Origin of the sequence: Candidatus Symbiopectobacterium endolongispinus (assembly GCF_018777385.1) — a bacterium.
Lineage (GTDB): Bacteria > Pseudomonadota > Gammaproteobacteria > Enterobacterales > Enterobacteriaceae > Symbiopectobacterium > Symbiopectobacterium endolongispinus.
Map to the genome: position 1 here is coordinate 1,152,667 of NZ_JAFJYB010000001.1, position 20,826 is coordinate 1,173,492.

The following is a 20,826-nucleotide window of genomic DNA, read 5'->3' on the forward strand; positions in this document are numbered from 1 at the left end:
TCTTGCCTATTCGTCGGGTTGCTCAAGGGCCTTGAGGTACTCGTAAATGGCCGTCTGCGCGCGGACCTTACGCCGGTTACCGCGTGCAACATAGCTATTACTCAGCTCTTTATCAACAATACGAGCTTTAACCGTATCGCTGAACAGCAGGTCCAGCGTGTCCAATATCTGCTTTTTCAGCGCCGGGTCGAGGATTTCAGCTGCCACCTCGATACGATAATCGATATTACGTGTCATCCAGTCTGCCGAAGAGATATATACCTTGCTGTCTCCTCCATTATGGAACACATACACCCGATCGTGCTCAAGATAGCGATCTAAAATACTAATGACTTGAATATTTTCGCTGATGCCGGGCAGCGAAGGGATCAGCGAACACATACCGCGCACAAGCAGGTTTATTTTCACCCCTGCGGCGGAGGCTTCATACAGCTTTTCGGCCAGATCTTTATCGACCAGATTGTTAACCTTCAGGGTGATCGCCGCAGGAAGGTTGTTCTGTGTGTTGGCGATCTCGCCATCGATCAGTTTGTGCAACCGGGCGCGCGAGTTCTGCGGCGACACCAGTAAATACTCGAAGCTGACTGGGCGGTAAGGGTTCTCGATAAAGTTGAATACGCTGCGCACTTCATTGGTGATCCGTTCATCGGCAGTCAGCAGTGAATAATCGGTATAAAGCCGGGCGGTTTTTTCGTTAAAGTTGCCGGTGCCGATGTGGGCATAACGCACGATGTTTTCCCCTTCACGGCGGGAAATCAGGAACAGCTTGGCGTGAATTTTCAGTCCTGGCACCGAGAAAATCACGTGCACACCGGCTTCCGTCAGGCGCTTGGCCCACTGGATATTCGCTTCTTCATAAAAGCGTGGCTGCAATTCCACCACGGTCACTTTTTTACCGTTGTGCGCCGCATGGATCATCGCATTAATGATGCGCGAATCTTTTGCCACGCGGTAAATGTTGATTTTGATCGACAGTACGCTGGGGTCGAACGAGGCCTGACGCAGCAGTTCCAGCACGTGCTCGAAGGTGTGATAGGGGTAGTAGAGCAGCACATCACTCTCACGAATGGCATCGAACCAGTTGCGGAAGTGGCTGAAGCGGGTATGGCGCAATCGTGGCAGCGCTTTGTTTTCCAGATTCGGGCGGCCCACATTGGGGAAGCTGATAAAGTCTTTAAAATTGTGGTAACGTCCGCCGGGGATGATGGAGTCATAAGACGAAATGCCCAATTTCTCCATCAGCATGTCCACCATCGCATCCGGCATGTCGCGCTGATAGACAAAGCGCACCGGTTCGGCGGTCAGGCGCTGTTTCAGGCTGGAGGACATCAATTCCAGCAGACTGGACTCCATTTCCGTGACCAGATCGTACTCTGCATCACGCGTCATTTTCATGGAATAGGCGTTGAGCGCATCGTAGTCAAAGAAGCCTCTAAAGATATCATCCAGGCAGTAGCGCAGAATGTTATCCAGCAAAATCATGGTTTTTTTTCTGCGCGATGATTCTGATGGCAGGTTAATGAAACGTGGCACTTTGTCCGACGGGATTTCCAGCAGCGCATAGCGAATCTCGTTGCCGCGAATAATCTATACCGCCAGATAGGTGTAGCCATCTTTCAAAAACTCCACCAGGTCGGTTTCTGGCAGGATCAAGATCGGCGTGATGTGTTGAGTAGGTTCTGGCGAAAATAGTCGCGCAGCCACTCCTGCTGAAGCGTGGAGACCTGACGTTCATTCACCAAAAAAATATGGTTGCGTGCCGTCTCCAACAGCAGTTCGTTATACAGGTTATCGAACACCTGATCGGTTTTCAGTACGCGTGCCTGAATTTTACTCATTAAATGGCGTAAACCACCGGCGGAGCCTTGTTCCTCGTTGATCAGAATCCGTCTTTTAAGGTCGGCGAAGCGCACTTTGTAAAATTCATCGAGGTTGTTGGAGTAGATGCCCAAAAAACGCATGCGCTCAATCAACGGATTACTCTGATCCGCAGCCTCTTGCAACACGCGTTCGTTGAAGGATAACCAACTTAGTTCTTTCTCGATAAAGAGCTTGTCCTGACTCATTGTCACTCCGTTAAATCGTTTACTGACGGTGCACCCACTCTCTACACGCCAATGATGGCGGATTTATGACGGCGTGGCGCTATCTTGTTCTTTGCAACCCATTTTTTGTGCGACGCCGTCTCATTGCTGAAAAATTATGATCGTTTTGTTCACAAAACAACCTGAATACCGCGCCCGATGGTGACGTGCGTTAAAATCGTTCTTACAGAACGTCTTACCATTGTCATATTATGAGTGTAAAGGCAACATATGCTACCCCGATTTCATCGTTGGGGTGAGAAAAGCAATCTGCCACGGTGTTTGAGGTAATCTCCATCGTGCAGGATGGGCGACGCAGGGCTTTTTGTTCGCCATTCACTAACAGAACCTGACGGGTGGTGTAGGGATAATGGCAGAAACAGACAACAGATTTGCCTATCAGGATGCCCGACGGCGGCGTCTGGATCGCATAACGCAGCACATCGTGGTAGGCAGTGGCCTGCTGGTGATGATGGCGTTGGTGCTGATTTTTTTCTATCTGCTGTACGTAGTGGCACCGCTGTTTGTTTCCCCTTCGGTGACACAGTACGCCGCGTCGCCGCGCGTGGCATCGGTGCCGTCTGCCGCCGTCGGGATCAGCGATGACGGTTCCTTAGGGTATCGCATTGATCAACAGGGCTTTGGCGAGTTTATGGTTTTTGCTGGCGGGCAATCTCTGCCGCGCACCGCACTGAGCGTCACGCCCATTACGCGTGCTGTCGCCTTCGGTGAGGGGCGGCCGCATTACGCGTTGCTTTCTGTCACTGGCCACATCACGATCGTCTCTCCCTTTATTCCGCTCGCCGGTAATGCACAGCCAGCCTGGCGTTATCCGTTTGGCAAGATGCCCCTGGCGTTGACGGCGGATGGCACACCGCTACGCCATCTGGCGCTGGCACTACGCGAAACCACACCGCCGATGGCCGATAACGCCGCCTCCACGGTGGTGGATGCGGTCGCCGTTTGGGTGACGCTGGATAACCGTTTGACCATGGGCCGCATTTCCGCTGACGGCGTGCAACTCGTCGCCAGTGTGGCACTCGGCGACACGCCGGTTGACGATCTGGTGCTGACGCCCCGTGGCGATGTTATCTACAGCTTAAGCGGCAACCAACTGACCTCGTGGCGCGTCAGTGGTGAGACGCTGACGCTTTCTGGTACGGCGACGTTGCCCACTGCCGGGCCGTGGCGGCTGGCGCTGTTGTCCGGCGGTTATTCGCTGCTGGTATATACCGAGGGTGGCAAAATATTTCAGTGGTTTGATGTGCCTGGCCCGGATGGCCTGCGCCTGACGGAGATTCGAGATTTCCCGCAGCGCGAAACGCAAGGCATGCAACTAGTGCCGGAAGCCTCGCGTCGGGTATTTGCCACCCTGACGCCGCAGGGTGAGCTTTCATTGTTTGCCAGCAAGCAGTCTGCCGCGGTGTTAACGCAGCAGGTTGCTGCACAGGCACAGCGCATGGTTTTTTCGGCGCACGGCAAAGCGCTGCTGTTTGAGACGCCAACGCAATGGTATGCCTATCGTGTCGATAATCCTTATCCCGATATCGGCTGGCGTGGGCTGTGGCAGCGTGTTTGGTATGAGAACTACCCTCAACCTGACTTTATCTGGCAGTCAACGGCGGCGGACGACAGCTATCAAGCCAAATTCAGTCTGGTGCCGCTGTTGGCCGGATCGCTGAAGGCGGCGCTGTACGCCATGCTGTTTGCCACGCCGCTGGCGCTGGCTGCGGCAGTGTACACCGCCTGTTTTATGACGCCGGGGTTACGCCGTTGGGTGAAGCCAACGCTTGAGGTCATGGGCGCGCTCCCGACCGTGGTGGTGGGGTTGATTGCTGCACTCTGGCTTGCGCCGCACGTTGAAACCTATCTTTCTGCCATTCTGGCGCTGCCGCTGCTCTGTACCCTAGGCGTACTGTGGGGCGCTGACGGCGTGCTGGATGCAGGGGCGTGAGGTGCTGCTGTTGATGCCAGTACTGTTGCTGATCGTGCTCGTGGTTTGCTGGTTTGCCCCGGCGCTGGAAGTGCGCCTGTTCGGACAGCCGCTGTTCCAGTGGATGGATGGCAATTTCGTGCAGCGCAATGCGCTGATTCCGCTGATTTTCTCATTGGCGGAAGATGCCTTGTTCAATGTGCCCACGCGACTGAGTCAAGGCTCTTTGGCGCTGGCGGCGACCCCGTGGCAAACCCTGTGGCACGTGGTGTTGCCGATGGCTGTTCCAGCCATGCTGACCGGCCTGATCCTCGCAGTGGCGCGGGCTGCCGGTGAAACCGCACCACTGATGCTGGTGGGGGTGGTGAAGTCTGTGCCGGTGCTCCCGGTGGATGATATCTTCCCCTATCTGCATCTGGAACGGAAATTCATGCATCTTGGCTTTCAGATTTACGATTTGGCGTTTCAAAGTGCGGATGTGGAGGCGGCGCGCCCGCTGGTGTACCTAACGGCGCTGTTACTCGTGGTGATTGTGGTCGGGTTGAACGTGGCGGCCATGGGCTTGCGCCACGTGTTGCGCGAAAAATACCGCGCGCTGACGTTGTGACGAGATCTCTCGTCTTTAAGCGATATTTCATTAGGAAAAGGCTATGCGAGTAACGAATCCCCTGCATTCATCACCGCTGCTGGATATCAGCCAACTGACGGAGGAGCAGACGGCGTTGGAGGTGGATCACCTCAGCCTCTATTACGGTGAAAAACAGGCGCTGAACGATATCTCGTTGCGCATTCCGCAGCATCAGGTGACCGCGCTGATTGGCCCGTCTGGTTGCGGTAAATCGACGCTGCTGCGCTGTTTTAATCGCATGAACGATCTGTGGAAAATTGCCGTATTGAAGGTGACATCCGGCTGCGAGGCGTTTCCGTCAGGGATGCCCAGTGGGATGTCTCGGCGCTGCGGCGGCGGGTGGGCATGGTATTCCAGCGCCCCAATCCGTTTCCTAAATCCATCTATGACAACGTGGCCTATGGCTTGCGTTTGCAAGGTATCCGCGATCGGCGCTTGTTGGATGAAACCGTGGAGAACGCGCTGCGTGCAGCAGCGCTGTGGCATGAGGTGAAAGACCGGCTGGGCGATAACGCCCTGACGCTCTCCAGCGGCCAGCAGCAACGCCTGGTGATTGCCCGTGTCATCGCGATTGAACCCGAAGTGTTATTGCTTTATGAGCCGACATCCGCGCTCGATCCTATCTCTACGCTGGTGATTGAAGAGTTGATGGGAGCATTAAAACAGCGCTTCACGCTAGTGTTGGTGACGCACAATATGCAGCAAGCGGCGCGGGTATCGGATTACACTGCCTTTATTCATCATGGCAAACTGATTGAATACGATCTTACCGACACGTTGTTTACCTCCCCCGTTCAGCACAAAACGGAAGATTACATTACCGGGCGCTTTGGTTGATGATGCAGCAGAAAAAATCGTAAAAAAACCTGTCTTTTGTACGATTCTCCGTGCCATATGAAAAAGTGATGATAAAATGTGCTGAATTTAATCGGGCGCAGGTAAAGCCGTAACATGAAATTCAGCAGTATGAGTGAAGGCGACATTGTTGTTGAACTGTGCCGGAGAATCAAAGAAGCACGCATTCAGCAGCGGCTGTCGCGGGTTGATTTGGCCGAACGCGCCGGGTTGGGTATTGCCACCATCAAACGCGCGGAGTTGGGGGAATCGATAACCCTAAGCAGCTTGTTATGCATTCTGCGCGGTTTGAACAGCCTGCATCAGCTGGAAGGCGTGTTGTTTGATGCGGATGTCTCCGCCTTCCATGTGCAAATCAGCGGAGAAAAAAACGCACACCGATGCGCATTCGCAAGAAAGCTTCGGCATTCCCGCCGCAAACCCACAGCGCAACCGCTGCGGTGAAACCGGTCGCGAACAGCACAGTGGATTGTTACATCTCGGCGGCAGAGAACAACATTATCTGGTCGCGCCCGGAAAACGAGAAAAAATCGTAAGGCGGTGGCCTGTCACTTCGGCATCCATCCTGCCACACGGACATTTTTCCATCATTTCTGTCTTTTCGTGGTCATTCCCGCTTTTTCTGAGGGATCCCCGGCTTTCGCCGAGGATGACGTGAGTGTGTGAGTCGAGGCGATGAGAAGATACCGCGTTATTCGCACAGCACCACTTTGATTGCCAGCCCGCCGCGTGAGGTTTCGCGGTATTTGGCGTTCATGTCTTTTCCGGTTTCGTACATGGTTTCGATCACCTTATCCAGCGAGACGCGCGGTTCGCTGGTGCGGCGCATCGCCATGCGCGCCGCATTGATGGCTTTGACCGAAGCGATGGCATTGCGCTCGATACAGGACACCTGTACCTGACCGGTCACCGGATCGCAGGTTAACCCCAGATTGTGTTCCATGCCGATTTCAGCCGCGATGCACACCTGCTCAGGGTTAGCACCCAGCAGTTCCGCCAGCCCGGCTGCTGCCATGGAGCAGGCAACCCCGACTTCGCCCTGACAGCCGACCTCCGCTCCAGAGATGGAGGCGTTAATTTTTACAGTATGCCAATGGCACCAGTTTCCAGAAAATAGCGCAAATAGGATTCCTGCGTCACCGGTTGGACAAACTGGTTGTAGTAGGCCAGCACCGCAGGAATGATGCCGCACGTACCATTGGTCGGCGCCGTTACCACGCGTCCACCGGCGGCGTTTTCTTCCGAAACCGCCATGGCAAACATGTTTACCCAGTCCATGGCATCCATCGGATCTTTAGAGAAACGATCGTTGATAAACAGCAAGCGGTGCAACGCCGAGGCGCGCAGCGGACCGGGCAGAATACCTTCGGTGTTCATGCCGCGATGAATGGCGTTTTGCATGGTTTGCCACACTTCGGCGAAGTAGTGTTCGATAGCCTCACGTCCGTGCAAGGCAATCTCATTCTTCATCACAATTGCTGACAGAGACAGGCAGTGATCGTGACAGTGTTGCAGCAATTTTTGCGCAGAATAGAACGGGTAGGGTGCGGTCTCTTCTGTCGCCAGTACCTTGCCAAAATGTTCCTGATCGACAACAAAGCCGCCGCCGATAGAGTAATAGGTTTTGCTGTGCAGCAAGGTTTGCTGCTGGTAGGCGCGGATCGTCATGCCGTTTTCGTGCAGCGGCAGGTTTTCCGCTTGAAAACGCAGGGCGGTTTCCAGTGGAAAGTTCACCTCATAGTCGCCCCACAGCAGAGGCAGGCGCTGGGTCTCTTTTACTCGTTGAATAAACGCCGGAATACCGTCGATGTCCACGCTATCCGGCAGGTTTCCGGCCAGCCCCATAATTATGGCGATATCCGTATGGTGCCCTTTACCGGTCAAGGAAAGCGAACCGTACACGTCCACCACGATATCGGTAACGGAGGTGATAAGCGACTGGCTGACCAGCTCATCGGTAAACATTTTACCTGCTTTCATCGGCCCGACGGTGTGCGAACTCGACGGCCCAATACCAATTTTGAAAATCTCGAATACGCTGACCATGGCGATTTTCTCTAACAAGATGCTGACAACGCCAAGGCGCTGCCAGCAGATTCCGTCATCAGGTGTGCCGAGAGACGGCTGGCAACTTATGCCAACCGTCTCTTGACAGTCATTAGGGGGAACAAGGAAGAGGCTCAGTGCCGCTTCTGCGTAGATTAATACAGTCTATAGACAATGGCGGTGATGGCGATCAGACCCATCACGGTAACGAACACGTTGCTGATCTGTCCGCTGTATTGCTTCATTGCCGGGACTTTCTGAATGGCGTACATCGGCATCAGGAATAGCAGGCAGGCGATAACCGGGCCACCCATTGTTTCAATCATGCCCAGAATGCTAGGGTTGAGCGTGGCGACGATCCAGGTGGTCACCAGCATAAACAGCGCCGTGATGCGGTTCAGCTTGGCGTGACCGATGGTTTTACCACGGCTGCGCAGCGATTTGATTATCATGCCGTTAAAGCCTTCTCCCGCCCCCAGATAGTGGCCGAGGAACGATTTGGAGATAGCGATGGTGGCGATAACCGGCGCCAGATAGGCCATGACTGGGTTATTAAAGTGGTTTGCCAGGTAAGACAAAATGGAAATGTTTTGCGTTTTGGCTTCCATCAGTTCTGCAGGGGACAGGCTCAGTACACAACTGAACACAAAGAACATCACGGTCAGCACCATCATGATATGGCTGTAGTAGAGGATGCGCTCGGCATCGTCGCCATACTCTTTACGCTTGGCAACGGCAAAAGAGGAGATAATGGGGGAATGGTTAAAGGAGAATACCATTACCGGGATCGCCAACCACAGGGTCGACAATAGCCCATTGCCGGTTGCGCTGCTGGTGAAAGAGATATTATCAAAAATCGCTAAATTCCAATGAGGAACTAAATAAAATGCCAGCAGCATCAAGACCATGACAAAAGGATAAACCAGAATACTCATGGCTTTTACAATCATGGCTTCGCCAAAGCGAACGATAAACATCAGGCCCAGAATTAATACCAAAGACAACACAGCGCGTGGCGGCGACGGTAAATGAAGTTGGTGCGTAATAAAACTGTCTACCGTATTGGTTATCGCTACGCTATAAACCAACAAAATAGGGTAAATAGCAAAAAAGTAGAGCAGCGTGATTAATTTCCCTGCGCCGACACCGAAATGTTCTTCGACCACTTCAGTAATATCTTCACTACCTTTTTTACCGGATAAAACAAATCGACACAGTGCGCGGTGTGAGTAATATGTCATCGGAAAAGCAATAATTGCCATAATTATCAATGGAATTAATCCACCAATACCGGCATTGATCGGCAGGAACAGCAGGCCCGCACCGATGGCCGTCCCGTAAAGCCCGAGCATCCAGACAGTGTCGCTTTTACGCCAACCAGAAGTGGGTGCGACGATCGCACTGCTTTCTTGGATTGTGCTCATAATTGGTTCTCCTTGGTGAACACAGTTTGCAAATCGTGTCAATATTGGCAATAGCATTAATGTTGTATAAATAATAAACATCGACGCATTTTTATAACGCAATCGCATGTTAGAGAGTCAATACTGATTGTGGCGGCATTCTATATTGAGGAGATCAGCGAATAATATTGAGATGATCACAGAAATGAATTGACGTGTTTTAATTTTATCAAAATTCGCTCATAAATAAAATATCAATGATGGTACTTTACGTTATTTATTTATAAGGTCTCTTATTTGATACTTTAACTTAATTTTCATACCAAATAATAACCAACAATATCGTTTCTAATAAATAGCGTTAATTTACCTGCGATTAATAATAGACCTAATAATCCATATGTCACGCCAAAATAAGACCATATAAATAGTATGTGTTTATGGTTTACAGACAAAACAGACGAGAGCGTAAGGGAATGCACTTCCCACCGGCCTAAAGCCACGCGGTGGGAAGTGCACAGCGGTTAAAGCGTTGCTTGTGCCCACTGTAGGCCGGAATGATAGGCTTCAGGTAACAGGGGGACGAGTGACTGTAACGTGTGTTGTAGCTGAGTGAGATCGCTGTGCGGCAGGTTCAGGTGGCCGACTTTACACCCAGGTCGTACTTCTTTGTCATACCAGTGCAGATGAACCAGCGGCAGTGCCAGCCAGGCGTTATTAACATCAGTACCAATCAGATTGATCATGACGGCAGGGGCATCAATCACTGGTTTCGGCAACGGCAGATCCAGGATGGCGCGCAGGTGCAGTTCAAACTGGCTGATGGATGCGCCATTTTGTGTCCAGTGGCCGCTGTTGTGCACGCGGGGGGCCAATTCGTTGATTAGTAAACGATCGCCCACGATAAAGCACTCCATCGCCATCACACCGACGTAATCGAGCGCATTCATGATGGCTGCGAGCATGGTTTCTACCTGTTGCTGCATACGCGCATCCGGCTGCGGCAGCGCAACGCTGGCGCGCATAATGCCATCTTCATGCAGATTGTGCGTCAGCGGATAAAACACGCAATGTCCATCCGTACCACGCGCGCCTACCATTGACACTTCACCAGAAAACGCGATGCCTTGCTCTACGATGCATTAGCCGTAGCAGGGTTGCGGCGGTGCCAGGGCGTAAGCGCCACTGACCACGGCCGTCATAGCCGCCCACGCGACGTTTGACGATGGCCAACTCGCCCAGCCGGCTGAAGACTGCGGGCCATTCTTGCGCTGAATCCAGCAACTGTTTCTGTGTCAGGCGATCGGCCAGACGTGGAAATATGTCACGGTTAACAAAGGCCGCGTGCTCTGCCAATTCGCGCGTCAATGCGGTTTCCGGCCAGCGTTCAATCTCGGCGGTGATGACCGCGTGATGAAACGGCACGGATTCCGGTTCGGCATCCAGCCCCACCGGGTAGACGGCAATCCCCAAGGGTTCAACGGCCTGACGTAACATACGACCCAGTTGGCCGTTTCCTAATACGCAAACGGGTTTCATGCCTCCTCCCGCGGATCGGGATGCGCCAGCACCTCATCGGTTTGCTGTTGACGCCAAACGGCGAGGCGAATGGCCAACTCACCATCGTGCAGCGCCAGAATCTGTGCGGCGAGCAGGGCCGCGTTGGCGGCCCCAGCTTTACCGATAGCCAGTGTACCGACGGGGATGCCACGCGGCATTTGCACAATGGAGTACAGGCTATCAACGCTGCTTAGTGCTGCACTCTGAACCGGCACGCCCAACACCGGCACCAGCGTTTTCGCTGCCAGCATACCGGGCAAGTGCGCTGCTCCGCCTGCGCCCGCAATGATCACATCAAACCCGTTTTCTGCGGCTTGCTCTGCAAAGCTAAACAGTTTGTCCGGCGTGCGGTGCGCTGAAACGACTTCGGTATGAAAGGGAATAGCGAGTGCGGTGAGAATTTCCGCAGCAAACTGCATAGTAGCCCAGTCACTCTTTGAACCCATGACGATGGCAATTTTTGCCGTGGCAGCGTTGGATGACATGCCTGTAGTGCTCCTGTGATATGACGTATTGAGACGCATGGCTGCGTCGGCCAGAAAACGGATGACGCTCTGGCTGGAGGGTGCAGATCATACCATGAGCGTTCGGGAAGGAAAACGGTTGCGTACGGACAAATCGCAGTATTATTGCCGTTAATGGCATCACAGGTTTGCCACAAAAGGTGTAAAAAATGGAGGAAATCAGAAGGGAAAGGAAATCAACGCGGTATCGCTAGCCGTGACTTTAATCATCCATCCTTGTTCATGCCAGGCACCCAGCACCGCCCGTTGCGCTTCGCCGCTGTCGGTCATGACCGTGTGTATCGCTGGCCGATGAGTATGCCCATGAATCAGGGTGTTAACACCATACGCTTGTAAACACGCCTGCACAGCCTGCGGATTGACATCCATAATCTGCTGCGACTTATGCTGGTTTGCCTGCTGACTTGCCGCTCGCATTTTTGCCGCCACCCTGAGACGCAAACGTAAGGGTAAGCGCAGGAACAGCCACTGGATGACGGGGTTATGTACCCGGCGGCGATATTTCTGATAGGCCGCGTCGTCAATGCACAGAGTGTCGCCGTGCATGATCAGGATTCGGCGTCCATAGCACCCCACTACCTGCTCGGCGGGGAGCAGTGTCATGCCTGCTTGCGCAGCAAAACGCTTGCCCAGCAGGAAGTCTCGGTTGCCGTGAATGAAGTAACAAGGGATACCGCGTTGTTGCAACTGACGCAGCGCGCTAGCGACGTTGGCATGCAGCGGTTGCGGATCGTCATCACCGATCCAGGCATCGAACAGATCGCCCAGGATATAGAGCGCATCTGCCTGCTGGACATCACGTTCCAGAAAACGCAGAAAACCGGCGGTGATCGCTGGTTCATGTACGTTCAGATGCAGGTCGGCAATAAACAGTGTTGCCATGCTGCTGCGATTACTCGCTGACAGTCACGTGGGTAATTACCACATCTTCTTTAGGAACGTCTTGATGCATGCCGCTGCGGCCAGTTGCAACGTCTTTGATCTTATCAACCACACATCCATGCCGTCGGTCACTTCGGCAAACACACAATAGCCCCAGCCGTCGGCACGTTCTGAGCGGAAGTTGAGGAAGTCGTTATCCACCAGATTAATAAAGAACTGTGCGGTAGCGTAGTGTGGATCGTTGGTGCGCGCCATAGCCAGCGTGCCACAGGTGTTTTTCAGGCCGTTATTGGCTTCATTGGCGATAGGCGCTTCGGTGGCTTTTTGCTGCATACCCGGTGCGAAACCACCGCCCTGGATCATGAACCCATTGATCACACGGTGAAAGATGGTGTTGTCATAAAAGCCGTTACGGCAGTAGTTTTCGAAGTTTTCCACGGTAGCAGGCGCTTTGTCTGCAAACGTATTAATGACGATGTCACCGAAGTTTGTATGTAATGTAATCATAAGAGTAAACCCTGATAACCAGAAGGATGAGACATCAGCTGCCAGGCAGCGCTGTCTGCACAAAGGCTGAATAACCAAGGCGCTCTTATAGCATAACTGGCTGTGCGAGTCAGTATGACGAGGGAACTATTCGCAGGGTAGATGTTGGCTGTTTGGTTAAAAAGTAACATAATGTCAATAAAATTGACAATATGTCATATATTTGCATTATTTTATTGAATAAAATTTTTCTTATTGTAGATCAAACATTACTTATTTGGGAGTAGGATTTGCAATCAAGTCAGATTAGTCTTAAATGATTCGTATTACAGAGTTTACTAACAATACTAACAGGTGAATCATGCTGGGCTTAATCAATCGTGTACTGGATAAACCCGATGCAGGTAAACTGCTGCTGCGTCTCGCTTTTGGCATTTTGTTGATTTTTCATGGATGGCACAAAATGGTCGATGGGGTTGGTGCCATCGCGGGTATGCTGACAAATGCGGGATTACCGACGTTTATCGCGTATGGTGTCTTTGCGGGTGAAGTCGTTGCCCCCATCTTATTGATTCTCGGCATTCTGACACGTCCTTCTGCCTTAGTGGTTGCGGGTACCATGGTGGTTGCGCAACTTCTGGCTGCACCAGCGGGTTTTGTTTCGCTGGCGAAAACCGGTGCCTGGGGCGCTGAACCGACTGCGGTATTCTTCTTCACTGCATTGGCTATCGCGCTGCTGGGCAGCGGGAAATACTCCGTGATGAGTAATCCGAATTTGCGCTAACGCTTCTTCGGTTTGCAAACAGTAACATGAGACCCGGCGCGCCATTGCCGAGTTTCTGTTTTTTAATCCTTATCAATTATCTTCCTATTACGCTGTCTCAGTCTTGCAATAGCTCGAGGTTCAGGTTTCAATACGTTGCTGGGCTTGCTGAACCAGCCTCAACGGCGGTGTTCCGTTTGCTGCGCATACTCCACTTCTCCCGCGAATATCATGGAATGTTTTGATGTTAAAGATTTTTAATACGCTGAGTCGCCAAAAAGAGGAATTCAAACCCATTCATGCCGGTAACGTGGGCATGTATGTATGCGGCATTACCGTGTATGACCTGTGTCATATCGGTCACGGGCGTACTTTTGTGGCTTTCGATGTGGTTGCCAGGTATTTGCGCTATTTGGGTTACTCGCTCAATTATGTGCGCAATGTAACGGACATCGACGACAAAATCATCAAACGCGCCGCAGAGAATGGAGAAAGCTGCGAACAACTGACCTCGCGCATGATCGCCGAAATGCACGCTGATTTTGATGCGTTGAACATTTTACGTCCCGATCTAGAGCCGCGTGCTACACACCATATCGCCGAAATTATTGAACTGGTGACGCAACTGATTGCGCGCAAACATGCCTATGTGGCAGACAACGGCGATGTGATGTTTTCTGTCGACAGCGCACCGGGTTACGGCGTGCTTTCTCGTCAGGATCTGGAACAGTTGAAAGCGGGGGCACGTATTGAGATTGCGGAAGTGAAACGCAATACGATGGATTTTGTGCTGTGGAAAATGTCGAAACCCGGCGAGCCGCACTGGACATCCCCGTGGGGGGAAGGGCGTCCCGGCTGGCACATCGAATGTTCTGCCATGAACTGCAAACAGCTTGGCGAGCACTTTGATATTCACGGCGGCGGTTCCGATCTGATGTTCCCGCACCATGAGAACGAAATTGCTCAGTCGACCTGTGCCCATGACGGACCTTACGTCAACTACTGGATGCATTCTGGTATGGTGATGATCGATCGCGAGAAGATGTCTAAATCGCTCAACAATTTCTTCACCGTACGCGATGTACTGAAATATTACGACGCTGAAACCGTGCGTTACTTCCTGATGTCGGGCCATTACCGTAGCCAGTTGAATTACAGTGAAGAGAACCTGAAACAGGCGCGTGCCTCTTTAGAGCGTTTGTACACTGCGTTGCGTGGCACCGATCCGGCAGCGACGGCTCAAGGTGGCGACGCGTTTGAAACGCGCTTCCGCGCGGCGATGGACGATGATTTTAATACGCCAGAGGCTTACTCGGTGCTGTTTGACATGGCACGTGAGGTGAACCGCCTGAAAGCGGAAGATGCGGTGGCGGCGGATGCGCTGGCCGCCGCGTTGCGCCGTTTGGCGGGCATTCTTGGGCTGTTGGAGCAAGACCCGGAATCCTTCCTGCAAAGCGGTTCTCAAGCGGATGGTGACGAAGTGCAAGAGATCGAAGCCCTGATTCAGCAGCGTAATGACGCGCGTCAGGCCAAAGACTGGGCGCTGGCGGATGTAGCGCGTGCGCGCCTGACGGAAATGGGGATTGTGTTAGAAGACGGTCCGCAGGGCACGACATGGCGCCGTAAATAACGCTATTGTTAGTGGTATCGTGTTAAAAATCGCCCGCGACGGTAAACCTTCGCGGGCGATTTTTATTGGATCAGACTACTGGCTGTTGCTTAGGGCACGACATTTACCGATTGCCCGTCAAAGTTGACCAGCTGACCAGCAATGATCTTGCAGCGTTTACGCGTTTCGACCTGGTCGTCAACGCTGACGCCACCGTCAGCAATGGCGGCTTTGGCGGCAGCGCCGCTCTCACTCCAGCCAAGCAGTTTAAGCAGATCGCACAGTTCAACGTGCGGGTGTTTATCGAGATGAAAAGTTTCCATAACATCCTGCTGTAAGAAGAAAAAGGCGCACCTGAGCGCGCGATGTTAACGTGATGTTTATGCGTTAACCGTATACCCGTGCTGTTACGCGTTGCCGTCGTGGTACTCTTCGCAGGCTTGCAGCGTGTTTTGAATCAGGGTGCCAACGGTCATGGGGCCAACACCGCCGGGCACCGGCGTTATCAGCGACGCGCGCTCCTGTGCGACGGAAAACTCCACATCTCCCACTACTTTGCCGCTGTCCAGACGATTGATGCCGACATCGATCACGATGGCACCCGGTTTAATCCACTCGCCGGGAATAAAGCCCGGCTTGCCAACCGCAACAATCAGCAAGTCGGCCTTCTCAACGTGTTGACGCAGGTTTTTGGTAAAACGGTGGGTCACCGTGGTGGTACAACCTGCCAGCAGTAGTTCCAGACTCATCGGACGGCCAATGATATTGGAGGCACCCACCACCACGGCATTCAAGCCAAACATGTCCACGTTGTAACGTTCCAGCAGCGTGATGATGCCGCGCGGCGTGCAGGCACGCAGCAGCGGGTCGCGCTGGCACAGGCGGCCGACGTTGTAAGGGTGGAAGCCGTCCACGTCTTTATCGGGTGCGATGCGCTCGATGACTTTGGTATTATCAATGCCTTCTGGCAGCGGCAACTGAACCAAAATACCATCAATGCTGTTGTCGGCATTCAGTTCGTCGATCAGCGCCAACAGCGCGGCTTCCGTTGTGCTGGAAGGTAAGTCATAAGAGCGAGAGACAAAGCCCACTTCGTCACACACTTTACGTTTGCTCGCGACGTAGATCTGTGAGGCGGGATTATCGCCGACTAACACAACAGCCTGCCCTGGCGCACGCTTGCCTTCGGCCAGGCGCTGCTTGACGCGCGCACAAACTTCATCCTTCACTTGCTGCGCAATCGTTTTACCATCAATAATCTTTGCTGCCATCTCTCTGGAAATCCATCAAATAAAACTACGGGGGATGGCGCTATTTTGTCAGAAGCGACGCGCGCTGTCAGGCACTGTATCAATATAAATTCGTCCGCACCTGACCGCTGTTGGCCTATTCTGTCGCAATTTCAACGCGATTTCTGCCCTTGCTCTTGGCCTGATACAATGCTTTATCTGCACGAATAATCACGCTCTCCGGTGCCTGAGCCGGTGTTATTCCCACAAAAAGTCGTTACCGCCAGCGCTGGCGGTAACGACTTTTTCATCCAGCGTGGTGAGTTCATGGGGGATACGCTGGTATCTGATAGCTTCCAGCGCCCGTTCTGCAAACGCTACGGCGCCTTCTTCCGTCACATCCATCAGAATGATGACAAACTATTCACCGCCATAACGTGCGATTAAATCCTCTTTGCGACGCGGCATACTGCTTAGCGCATGGCTCACGGTTTGCAGACACTTGTCGCCTTCAACGTGACCATAGTGGTCGTTGTATTTCTTGAACATATCGACATCGAGCATGATAAGTGCTATCCGCTTACCGGAAAGGGCGGATTGCGCGATGGTCTCGCGCAGGAAAATATCAAACTGTCGCCGGTTCGCCAGGCCAGTGAGGCCATCTAACAGCGCCAGCGTTTCCAGCGTGTGATTCATCGCGGTAAGCTGATCGCGTACCTTGGTTAGATCCAGCTGGTTTTTTTCGTTGATCTTGATCTGTTTCAGCACGATCGCACCCACGCTGCTCATGATCAGCAGCAAGGTCAGGGCGATAGCGGTATAAATGGTCGAGTCGACTTTCCAGTTGGAAAACACCTGCGTTTTGTTATAGCCCGCTGCGATGACAATGTGATAACGTTTTAACCGTGTATAACCATAGATGCGCTCGACATGGTCAACGGTGGAGTAGAAGGTGGCAGTGCCGCTGGTGGATGACTTCAAATGCTCCATAAACAGCGGGCTACTTGATACGTCCCGGTTAATTTGAGAATCATCAAAAGGACGTCCATACAGAATATGTCCATCCGACAGTAAGATGGCTAATACGTCAGTGTCTCCCACCGAATAATAGCCGTAATAGAGTTTAAAATAATTGAGAGAAATGGTGACGAACAGCACGCCGGCAAAACTGCCATCCGGGTTATTTAAACGCATGGAAACTGGAATTATCAGATCGTCAGTGGTGCGACTGTGTATCACACTACCGATAAATAACTCTGTGCTGGGTGTGTTTTGATGATATTTGAAATATTCGCGATCTGAGTTATTTGCATTCTTGGGAATGTTATCTGCGGTGGTTACCAGCCAATGTCCGGCTGAGTCGTAGATAAATATACCGTGCAACTGCGGCAGTGTGGATTTTCGATTTTTTAACGTTTGTTGCAGACGAAGCAGTTGCGGCCCACCAAACCCATCTTGTTCAATGTGTTCATTGAGATCCTGAAGCAGCAGCTCCAACTTGCAAGAAGGTATCTTCGGCATGACGAGAAAGCGAGAGCGATAAGTTATCCGCCTGCTTTTCGGTGGCTTCAAGGGTGCGTTTATAGGAATTAAACACCACCCATCCGTTAAGTACCACAACAGCCATAATAATAAACAGGATAAAACCTGCCATCAGATTTTGCAGAGACGGCTATGCGTGTTGTTCTTTAGATTGTGCGCGTGTATTCATGCAATGGTGTCCCTTGTCCCCCATGCTGACAGGTACGCATTACTTACCCATGTCAGTAAATTATCCCGCGAAAAAAATCTCCCTGCCGGTCTTGAATGCAGCGCGATGCTGACGGTATTTATGGGTGGCACGAAAAAATACAGGATGCGAATACACTAAGTGTAGCTGTGTTATTAAAAAGCGAATCTGAACGGCTGTTTTTTAATAACGGGCGGCACGATTTGCCGCCCGAAGAGGTCATTACGCGGAGCTTTTTTCTGAACGCAGTCTGACAATAAGGCACACAACGCTGGCGAGTGTGGCAAGCAGGGTGACGCCCGGCCAACCGGCGAGCGACATCGCTTTGGCTCCCAATGCAGAGCTTGACGCCATGCCAATAAACACGCCGGTAAACAGCAGGGCGTTGAGCCGTCCACGAGCCTGAGCGTTCAGGCTGTAAACCAGCGTTTGGTGAGAAACCAGTGCAGATTGTAATCCCAGGTCAAAACCAACGGCTGAAAGCGCAGCGCCTAACTGTGTGACTTTTGCTGCACCAAAGCGGTCTGACAGACTGCCTGAGAGCGGGGCGGCTAGTGCCCCGCCAGCGTTGACCAGAATGCGCTAAACCCGACAGAAAGCAGCCCTTGCGCCAGTGCCGCGCGGTGCAGTGCAGTGCAGTGCAGTGCAGTGCAGGATAACTGCGCCACAGTTGCAGCATAGAGCGTAATAAACATGGGTAGCTCAGGGCCGAGTGCTGGGCAAAGGCAGGTAGAATACGCCACAGCGCAATACCGATAATGGCGATACTGAGGGCGGCTAACTGGTACATGGCCCGCCAACCAATGTATTCGCCCACCACGCCGCTCACGGTTCGAGACAGCAGTATCCCGATCAGTAACCCGGTCATGACGGTACCGACATTTTTTCCCTGTTTTCCCGCTGGGGCCAAAATAGCCGCGACGGGCACAATATCTTGTGCCAGGGTGGCGGCCATACCGAGCAGCAGGCTGGACATACACAGTGCGGTTGGTCCTGTCACCTGGCTGCACAGCCAGAGCATGGCGGTCAACGCGGCGCTTTTAACGGCGATAATCTTACGCCGATCGTAGCGATCGCCGAGCGGTAATAACAGCAGGATACCGAGCGCATAACCGATTTGCGTTAACGTGGGCACCAGTCCCATGCCGTCAAGTGACAGCTGTAAGTCATGGCCTATCTGCGGCAGAATTGGTTGAACATAATAGATTGATGCCACGCTGAATCCTGCGCCAATGGCAAGGATGAGCGTCATGAGACCAGAAAAGGTCGGCTGCACGACGCTTTCGCTCTCGGTGTTTGAAATGATCGACATGTAGATTTCCCCGTTGTGCTGTCGTGTTAAGGCGTATTGTTCAGCAATGTGGCATGTAGCCGGATAAGTGGTAAAACAGTTATACGCATGACGTATGAGTGGTGGCATAGTGAGCAACATAGACCGTATAGAGTTGATGCAGACACTGACGCGCATTATCGAAAGTGGTTCTCTGTCGGCTGCGTCCCAGCAGATGGGAACGACTCAGGTGACCATCAGCCGCCGTTTGCAGGCGTTGGAGCAGCTGCTGAATACCAAACTTCTGCTACGGACCACCCATGCCATGAAGCTGACGGATGATGGTGAGCGCTGTTACCAGCATGCGCGATCGCTGATCGCCGCCTGGGAAGCGTTAGAAGACGATTTGAAAGGGGCGGATGCTGAACCGACGGGCGTACTTCGGGTGCGTGCTCCGCATGCCTTTGGTCAGGAACAGCTTATTGCACCGCTGACGCAATTTCTTAATCAGTACGGGCAACTCTCTGTAGAGTGGATGCTGAACGATAAATCACCGGATTTTATCGCTGACAATATTGATTGCGCGATACACGTTGGGCCAGCCATCGATCCGGCAACCGTCGCCACGCGTTTAGCGGAGGTGCCGCGTATCATTGTGGCCTCTCCGACGTTGTTGGCCCGGACTCAGAACGCCGTAGAGGATATTGATGCTTTGGCAGCATTGCCATGGATCGCCATCAGACAGTTTTATCACTACGATGTGACCTTATCTCACAGTGAAACCGGGCAAAGCGTGCACTTTCCCATAGTTCCTCGGCTTACGTCAGACAGTCTGTATGTCGCACGTCAGGCCGCATTGAGCAGTTTGTCGCCTTGACCAGCACACGTCCGGCGCAATTGTTTGGCCTGTGGCCGCAGAAGGGTAACCTGATGCCTGGTGCGGATGTCGATCTGGTGCTGTTTGATCCGCGGCGGCGCGTTACGCTGCGTCACGATGAGATGCATGATAACGGCGACTACTCTCCCTATGAAGGCATGGTATGCCAGGGTTGGCCGATCATGACCTTGAGCCGTGGTGGGGTGGTGTGGCGTAAGGGCGTATTCACCGGCCGCGCCTGGCATGGGCGCTTTCTGCGCCGCAAGCCGTTTAACGCCGCGTCGGTCGATGCGCCGTTTTGATAGACTATTTTGATACAACAGCCAGCGTGGTGGGCTGGAGTGATACCGCGCTGGCTCCACTTTTCACCTGAAGAATTTCCGCTATCACGCTGATGGCGATCTCCTCCGGGGTTTCCGCCCCGATATCCAGCCCAATCGGCGATCGCAGCGCGGCGATGTCAGCCGCATAGACACCCCGCTTCTCAAGTTCGGCACGAAAGGTCTGGATCTTTCTTCGGCTGGCCAGCAAGCCAAGGTAGCGCACCGGGCTGCCGACGGTGTGTTCCAACGCTTCTCTGTCCCGATGGTTGGTGGCGATCACCACATAGCATTTATCATCCAGCGTCAGATGCTGGATACCGGCGGTGAAACTCTCAACCAGCAATTTGCGGCTGGTAGACGGGAGATCCGGGTGATCCAGATTCTCTTTCCAGGTATCCATCAGCGCGATCTCGAAGCCGAGCGGGGCGGCCACCACGGCGATAGCCAGGTTCACGTGGCCCGCACCAAGCAGGACCAACTGTGGCCGGCGTGGCTGCACGGCGATGTGTATCTTCATGGCGCCACCGCAATCCGAGCCAACGGCACCTTCGCCCTGACGCGCCATGCGCCCGCTAAATACGTGGGATTGTCCTTGCGCTAACGCCTCTTTTGCTTGTTCCAGCAC

The 20,826-nt window shown here is 52.9% G+C and carries 13 protein-coding genes and 9 pseudogenes; 8 read left to right on the forward strand and 14 right to left on the reverse strand.

The window, feature by feature from the left end:
* Nucleotides 1-6: 6 nt before the first annotated feature.
* Nucleotides 7-2,066 (reverse strand): annotated as a pseudogene (gene ppk1, locus JZM30_RS05795) (polyphosphate kinase 1).
* 388 nt (nucleotides 2,067-2,454) lie between these two features.
* Between ppk1 and JZM30_RS05800 the strand changes: the two are divergent.
* From JZM30_RS05800 to JZM30_RS05815, 4 genes and pseudogenes are all read left to right on the forward strand, one after another.
* Complete coding sequence (locus JZM30_RS05800) at nucleotides 2,455-4,038, forward strand: ABC transporter permease family protein (RefSeq protein WP_252317880.1); 1,584 nt, start codon at nucleotides 2,455-2,457, stop codon at nucleotides 4,036-4,038.
* A 13-nt stretch (nucleotides 4,039-4,051) separates the two neighbouring features.
* A complete protein-coding gene (locus JZM30_RS05805; RefSeq protein ID WP_252318012.1) occupies nucleotides 4,052-4,624 on the forward strand; it encodes an ABC transporter permease subunit in 573 nt (190 codons plus the stop codon).
* Between the two features lie 43 nt (nucleotides 4,625-4,667).
* Nucleotides 4,668-5,482, forward strand: a pseudogene (gene pstB / locus JZM30_RS05810) (phosphate ABC transporter ATP-binding protein PstB).
* 114 nt (nucleotides 5,483-5,596) lie between these two features.
* Nucleotides 5,597-6,036: pseudogene (locus tag JZM30_RS05815) on the forward strand (helix-turn-helix domain-containing protein).
* A gap of 155 nt (nucleotides 6,037-6,191) precedes the next feature.
* On the opposite strand, the pseudogene JZM30_RS05820 reads toward JZM30_RS05815, so the two are convergent.
* The 6 genes and pseudogenes from JZM30_RS05820 to ppiB all read right to left on the reverse strand — a co-directional run bounded on the left by JZM30_RS05820 (nucleotide 6,192) and on the right by ppiB (nucleotide 12,422).
* A pseudogene (locus tag JZM30_RS05820) lies at nucleotides 6,192-7,546 on the reverse strand (L-serine ammonia-lyase).
* 155 nt (nucleotides 7,547-7,701) lie between these two features.
* Entirely contained in the window at nucleotides 7,702-8,970 is a 1,269-nt protein-coding gene (locus JZM30_RS05825) for an HAAAP family serine/threonine permease (RefSeq protein ID WP_252317881.1), read from the reverse strand.
* A gap of 503 nt (nucleotides 8,971-9,473) precedes the next feature.
* A pseudogene (gene purK / locus JZM30_RS05830) lies at nucleotides 9,474-10,488 on the reverse strand (5-(carboxyamino)imidazole ribonucleotide synthase).
* Nucleotides 10,485-10,994 carry a 5-(carboxyamino)imidazole ribonucleotide mutase gene (gene purE / locus JZM30_RS05835; RefSeq protein WP_252317882.1) on the reverse strand — a complete coding sequence of 170 codons (510 nt, stop codon included), beginning with the start codon at nucleotides 10,992-10,994 and terminating at the stop codon, nucleotides 10,485-10,487. Before purE ends, purK begins: the two are co-directional and overlap by 4 nt.
* A gap of 198 nt (nucleotides 10,995-11,192) precedes the next feature.
* Nucleotides 11,193-11,915 (reverse strand): UDP-2,3-diacylglucosamine diphosphatase, encoded by a 723-nt coding sequence (gene lpxH / locus JZM30_RS05840; RefSeq protein ID WP_252317883.1) that lies wholly within the window; start codon nucleotides 11,913-11,915, stop codon nucleotides 11,193-11,195.
* A gap of 10 nt (nucleotides 11,916-11,925) precedes the next feature.
* Nucleotides 11,926-12,422 (reverse strand): annotated as a pseudogene (gene ppiB, locus JZM30_RS05845) (peptidylprolyl isomerase B).
* A gap of 340 nt (nucleotides 12,423-12,762) precedes the next feature.
* Here ppiB and JZM30_RS05850 point away from each other — a divergent pair.
* A complete protein-coding gene (locus JZM30_RS05850) occupies nucleotides 12,763-13,185 on the forward strand; it encodes a DoxX family protein (RefSeq protein ID WP_252317884.1) in 423 nt (140 codons plus the stop codon).
* A gap of 223 nt (nucleotides 13,186-13,408) precedes the next feature.
* Nucleotides 13,409-14,794 carry a cysteine--tRNA ligase gene (gene cysS / locus JZM30_RS05855; RefSeq protein WP_252317885.1) on the forward strand — a complete coding sequence of 462 codons (1,386 nt, stop codon included), beginning with the start codon at nucleotides 13,409-13,411 and terminating at the stop codon, nucleotides 14,792-14,794.
* Nucleotides 14,795-14,883: 89 nt separating this feature from the next.
* Here the strand turns inward: cysS and ybcJ are convergent, their stop codons facing one another.
* The 6 genes and pseudogenes from ybcJ to JZM30_RS05885 form a co-directional block, all read right to left on the reverse strand.
* Nucleotides 14,884-15,096 carry a ribosome-associated protein YbcJ gene (ybcJ, locus tag JZM30_RS05860; protein WP_252317886.1) on the reverse strand — a complete coding sequence of 71 codons (213 nt, stop codon included), beginning with the start codon at nucleotides 15,094-15,096 and terminating at the stop codon, nucleotides 14,884-14,886.
* Between the two features lie 84 nt (nucleotides 15,097-15,180).
* Nucleotides 15,181-16,044 (reverse strand): bifunctional methylenetetrahydrofolate dehydrogenase/methenyltetrahydrofolate cyclohydrolase FolD, encoded by an 864-nt coding sequence (gene folD, locus JZM30_RS05865; protein WP_252317887.1) that lies wholly within the window; start codon nucleotides 16,042-16,044, stop codon nucleotides 15,181-15,183.
* Between the two features lie 216 nt (nucleotides 16,045-16,260).
* The gene (locus JZM30_RS05870; RefSeq protein ID WP_252317888.1) at nucleotides 16,261-16,401 is read right to left on the reverse strand and encodes a hypothetical protein; all 141 of its coding nucleotides are present in this window, start codon (nucleotides 16,399-16,401) and stop codon (nucleotides 16,261-16,263) included.
* A gap of 21 nt (nucleotides 16,402-16,422) precedes the next feature.
* On the reverse strand, nucleotides 16,423-17,499 hold the full coding sequence (locus JZM30_RS05875) for a sensor domain-containing diguanylate cyclase (RefSeq protein ID WP_252317889.1): 1,077 nt from the start codon (nucleotides 17,497-17,499) through the stop codon (nucleotides 16,423-16,425).
* A complete protein-coding gene (locus JZM30_RS05880; protein ID WP_252317890.1) occupies nucleotides 17,471-17,656 on the reverse strand; it encodes a hypothetical protein in 186 nt (61 codons plus the stop codon). Before JZM30_RS05880 ends, JZM30_RS05875 begins: the two co-directional genes overlap by 29 nt.
* 297 nt (nucleotides 17,657-17,953) lie before the next feature.
* Nucleotides 17,954-19,043, reverse strand: a pseudogene (locus JZM30_RS05885) (MFS transporter).
* Nucleotides 19,044-19,137: 94 nt separating this feature from the next.
* Here JZM30_RS05885 and JZM30_RS05890 point away from each other — a divergent pair.
* Together JZM30_RS05890 and JZM30_RS05895 are read left to right on the forward strand one after the other, a co-directional pair.
* Nucleotides 19,138-19,869 (forward strand): annotated as a pseudogene (locus JZM30_RS05890) (LysR family transcriptional regulator); the annotation flags it as partial.
* Nucleotides 19,848-20,180: pseudogene (locus tag JZM30_RS05895) on the forward strand (amidohydrolase family protein); the annotation flags it as partial. The pseudogenes JZM30_RS05890 and JZM30_RS05895, both read left to right, overlap by 22 nt.
* Nucleotides 20,181-20,184: 4 nt before the next feature.
* Here the strand turns inward: JZM30_RS05895 and JZM30_RS05900 are convergent.
* Nucleotides 20,185-20,826: an XdhC family protein gene (locus JZM30_RS05900; RefSeq protein WP_252317891.1), complete on the reverse strand. Its 642-nt coding sequence runs from the start codon at nucleotides 20,824-20,826 to the stop codon at nucleotides 20,185-20,187.

Coding starts and splice junctions, on each gene's coding strand:
- JZM30_RS05800 (WP_252317880.1), top strand. CDS start 2,455: ATGGCAGAAACAGACAACAGATTTGCCTATCAGGATGCCCGACGGCGG.
- purE (WP_252317882.1), bottom strand. CDS start 10,994: ATGTCATCCAACGCTGCCACGGCAAAAATTGCCATCGTCATGGGTTCA.
- JZM30_RS05850 (WP_252317884.1), top strand. CDS start 12,763: ATGCTGGGCTTAATCAATCGTGTACTGGATAAACCCGATGCAGGTAAA.
- JZM30_RS05880 (WP_252317890.1), bottom strand. CDS start 17,656: ATGGCAGGTTTTATCCTGTTTATTATTATGGCTGTTGTGGTACTTAAC.
- JZM30_RS05805 (WP_252318012.1), top strand. CDS start 4,052: ATGCCAGTACTGTTGCTGATCGTGCTCGTGGTTTGCTGGTTTGCCCCG.
- lpxH (WP_252317883.1), bottom strand. CDS start 11,915: ATGGCAACACTGTTTATTGCCGACCTGCATCTGAACGTACATGAACCA.
- folD (WP_252317887.1), bottom strand. CDS start 16,044: ATGGCAGCAAAGATTATTGATGGTAAAACGATTGCGCAGCAAGTGAAG.
- ybcJ (WP_252317886.1), bottom strand. CDS start 15,096: ATGGAAACTTTTCATCTCGATAAACACCCGCACGTTGAACTGTGCGAT.
- JZM30_RS05825 (WP_252317881.1), bottom strand. CDS start 8,970: ATGAGCACAATCCAAGAAAGCAGTGCGATCGTCGCACCCACTTCTGGT.
- cysS (WP_252317885.1), top strand. CDS start 13,409: ATGTTAAAGATTTTTAATACGCTGAGTCGCCAAAAAGAGGAATTCAAA.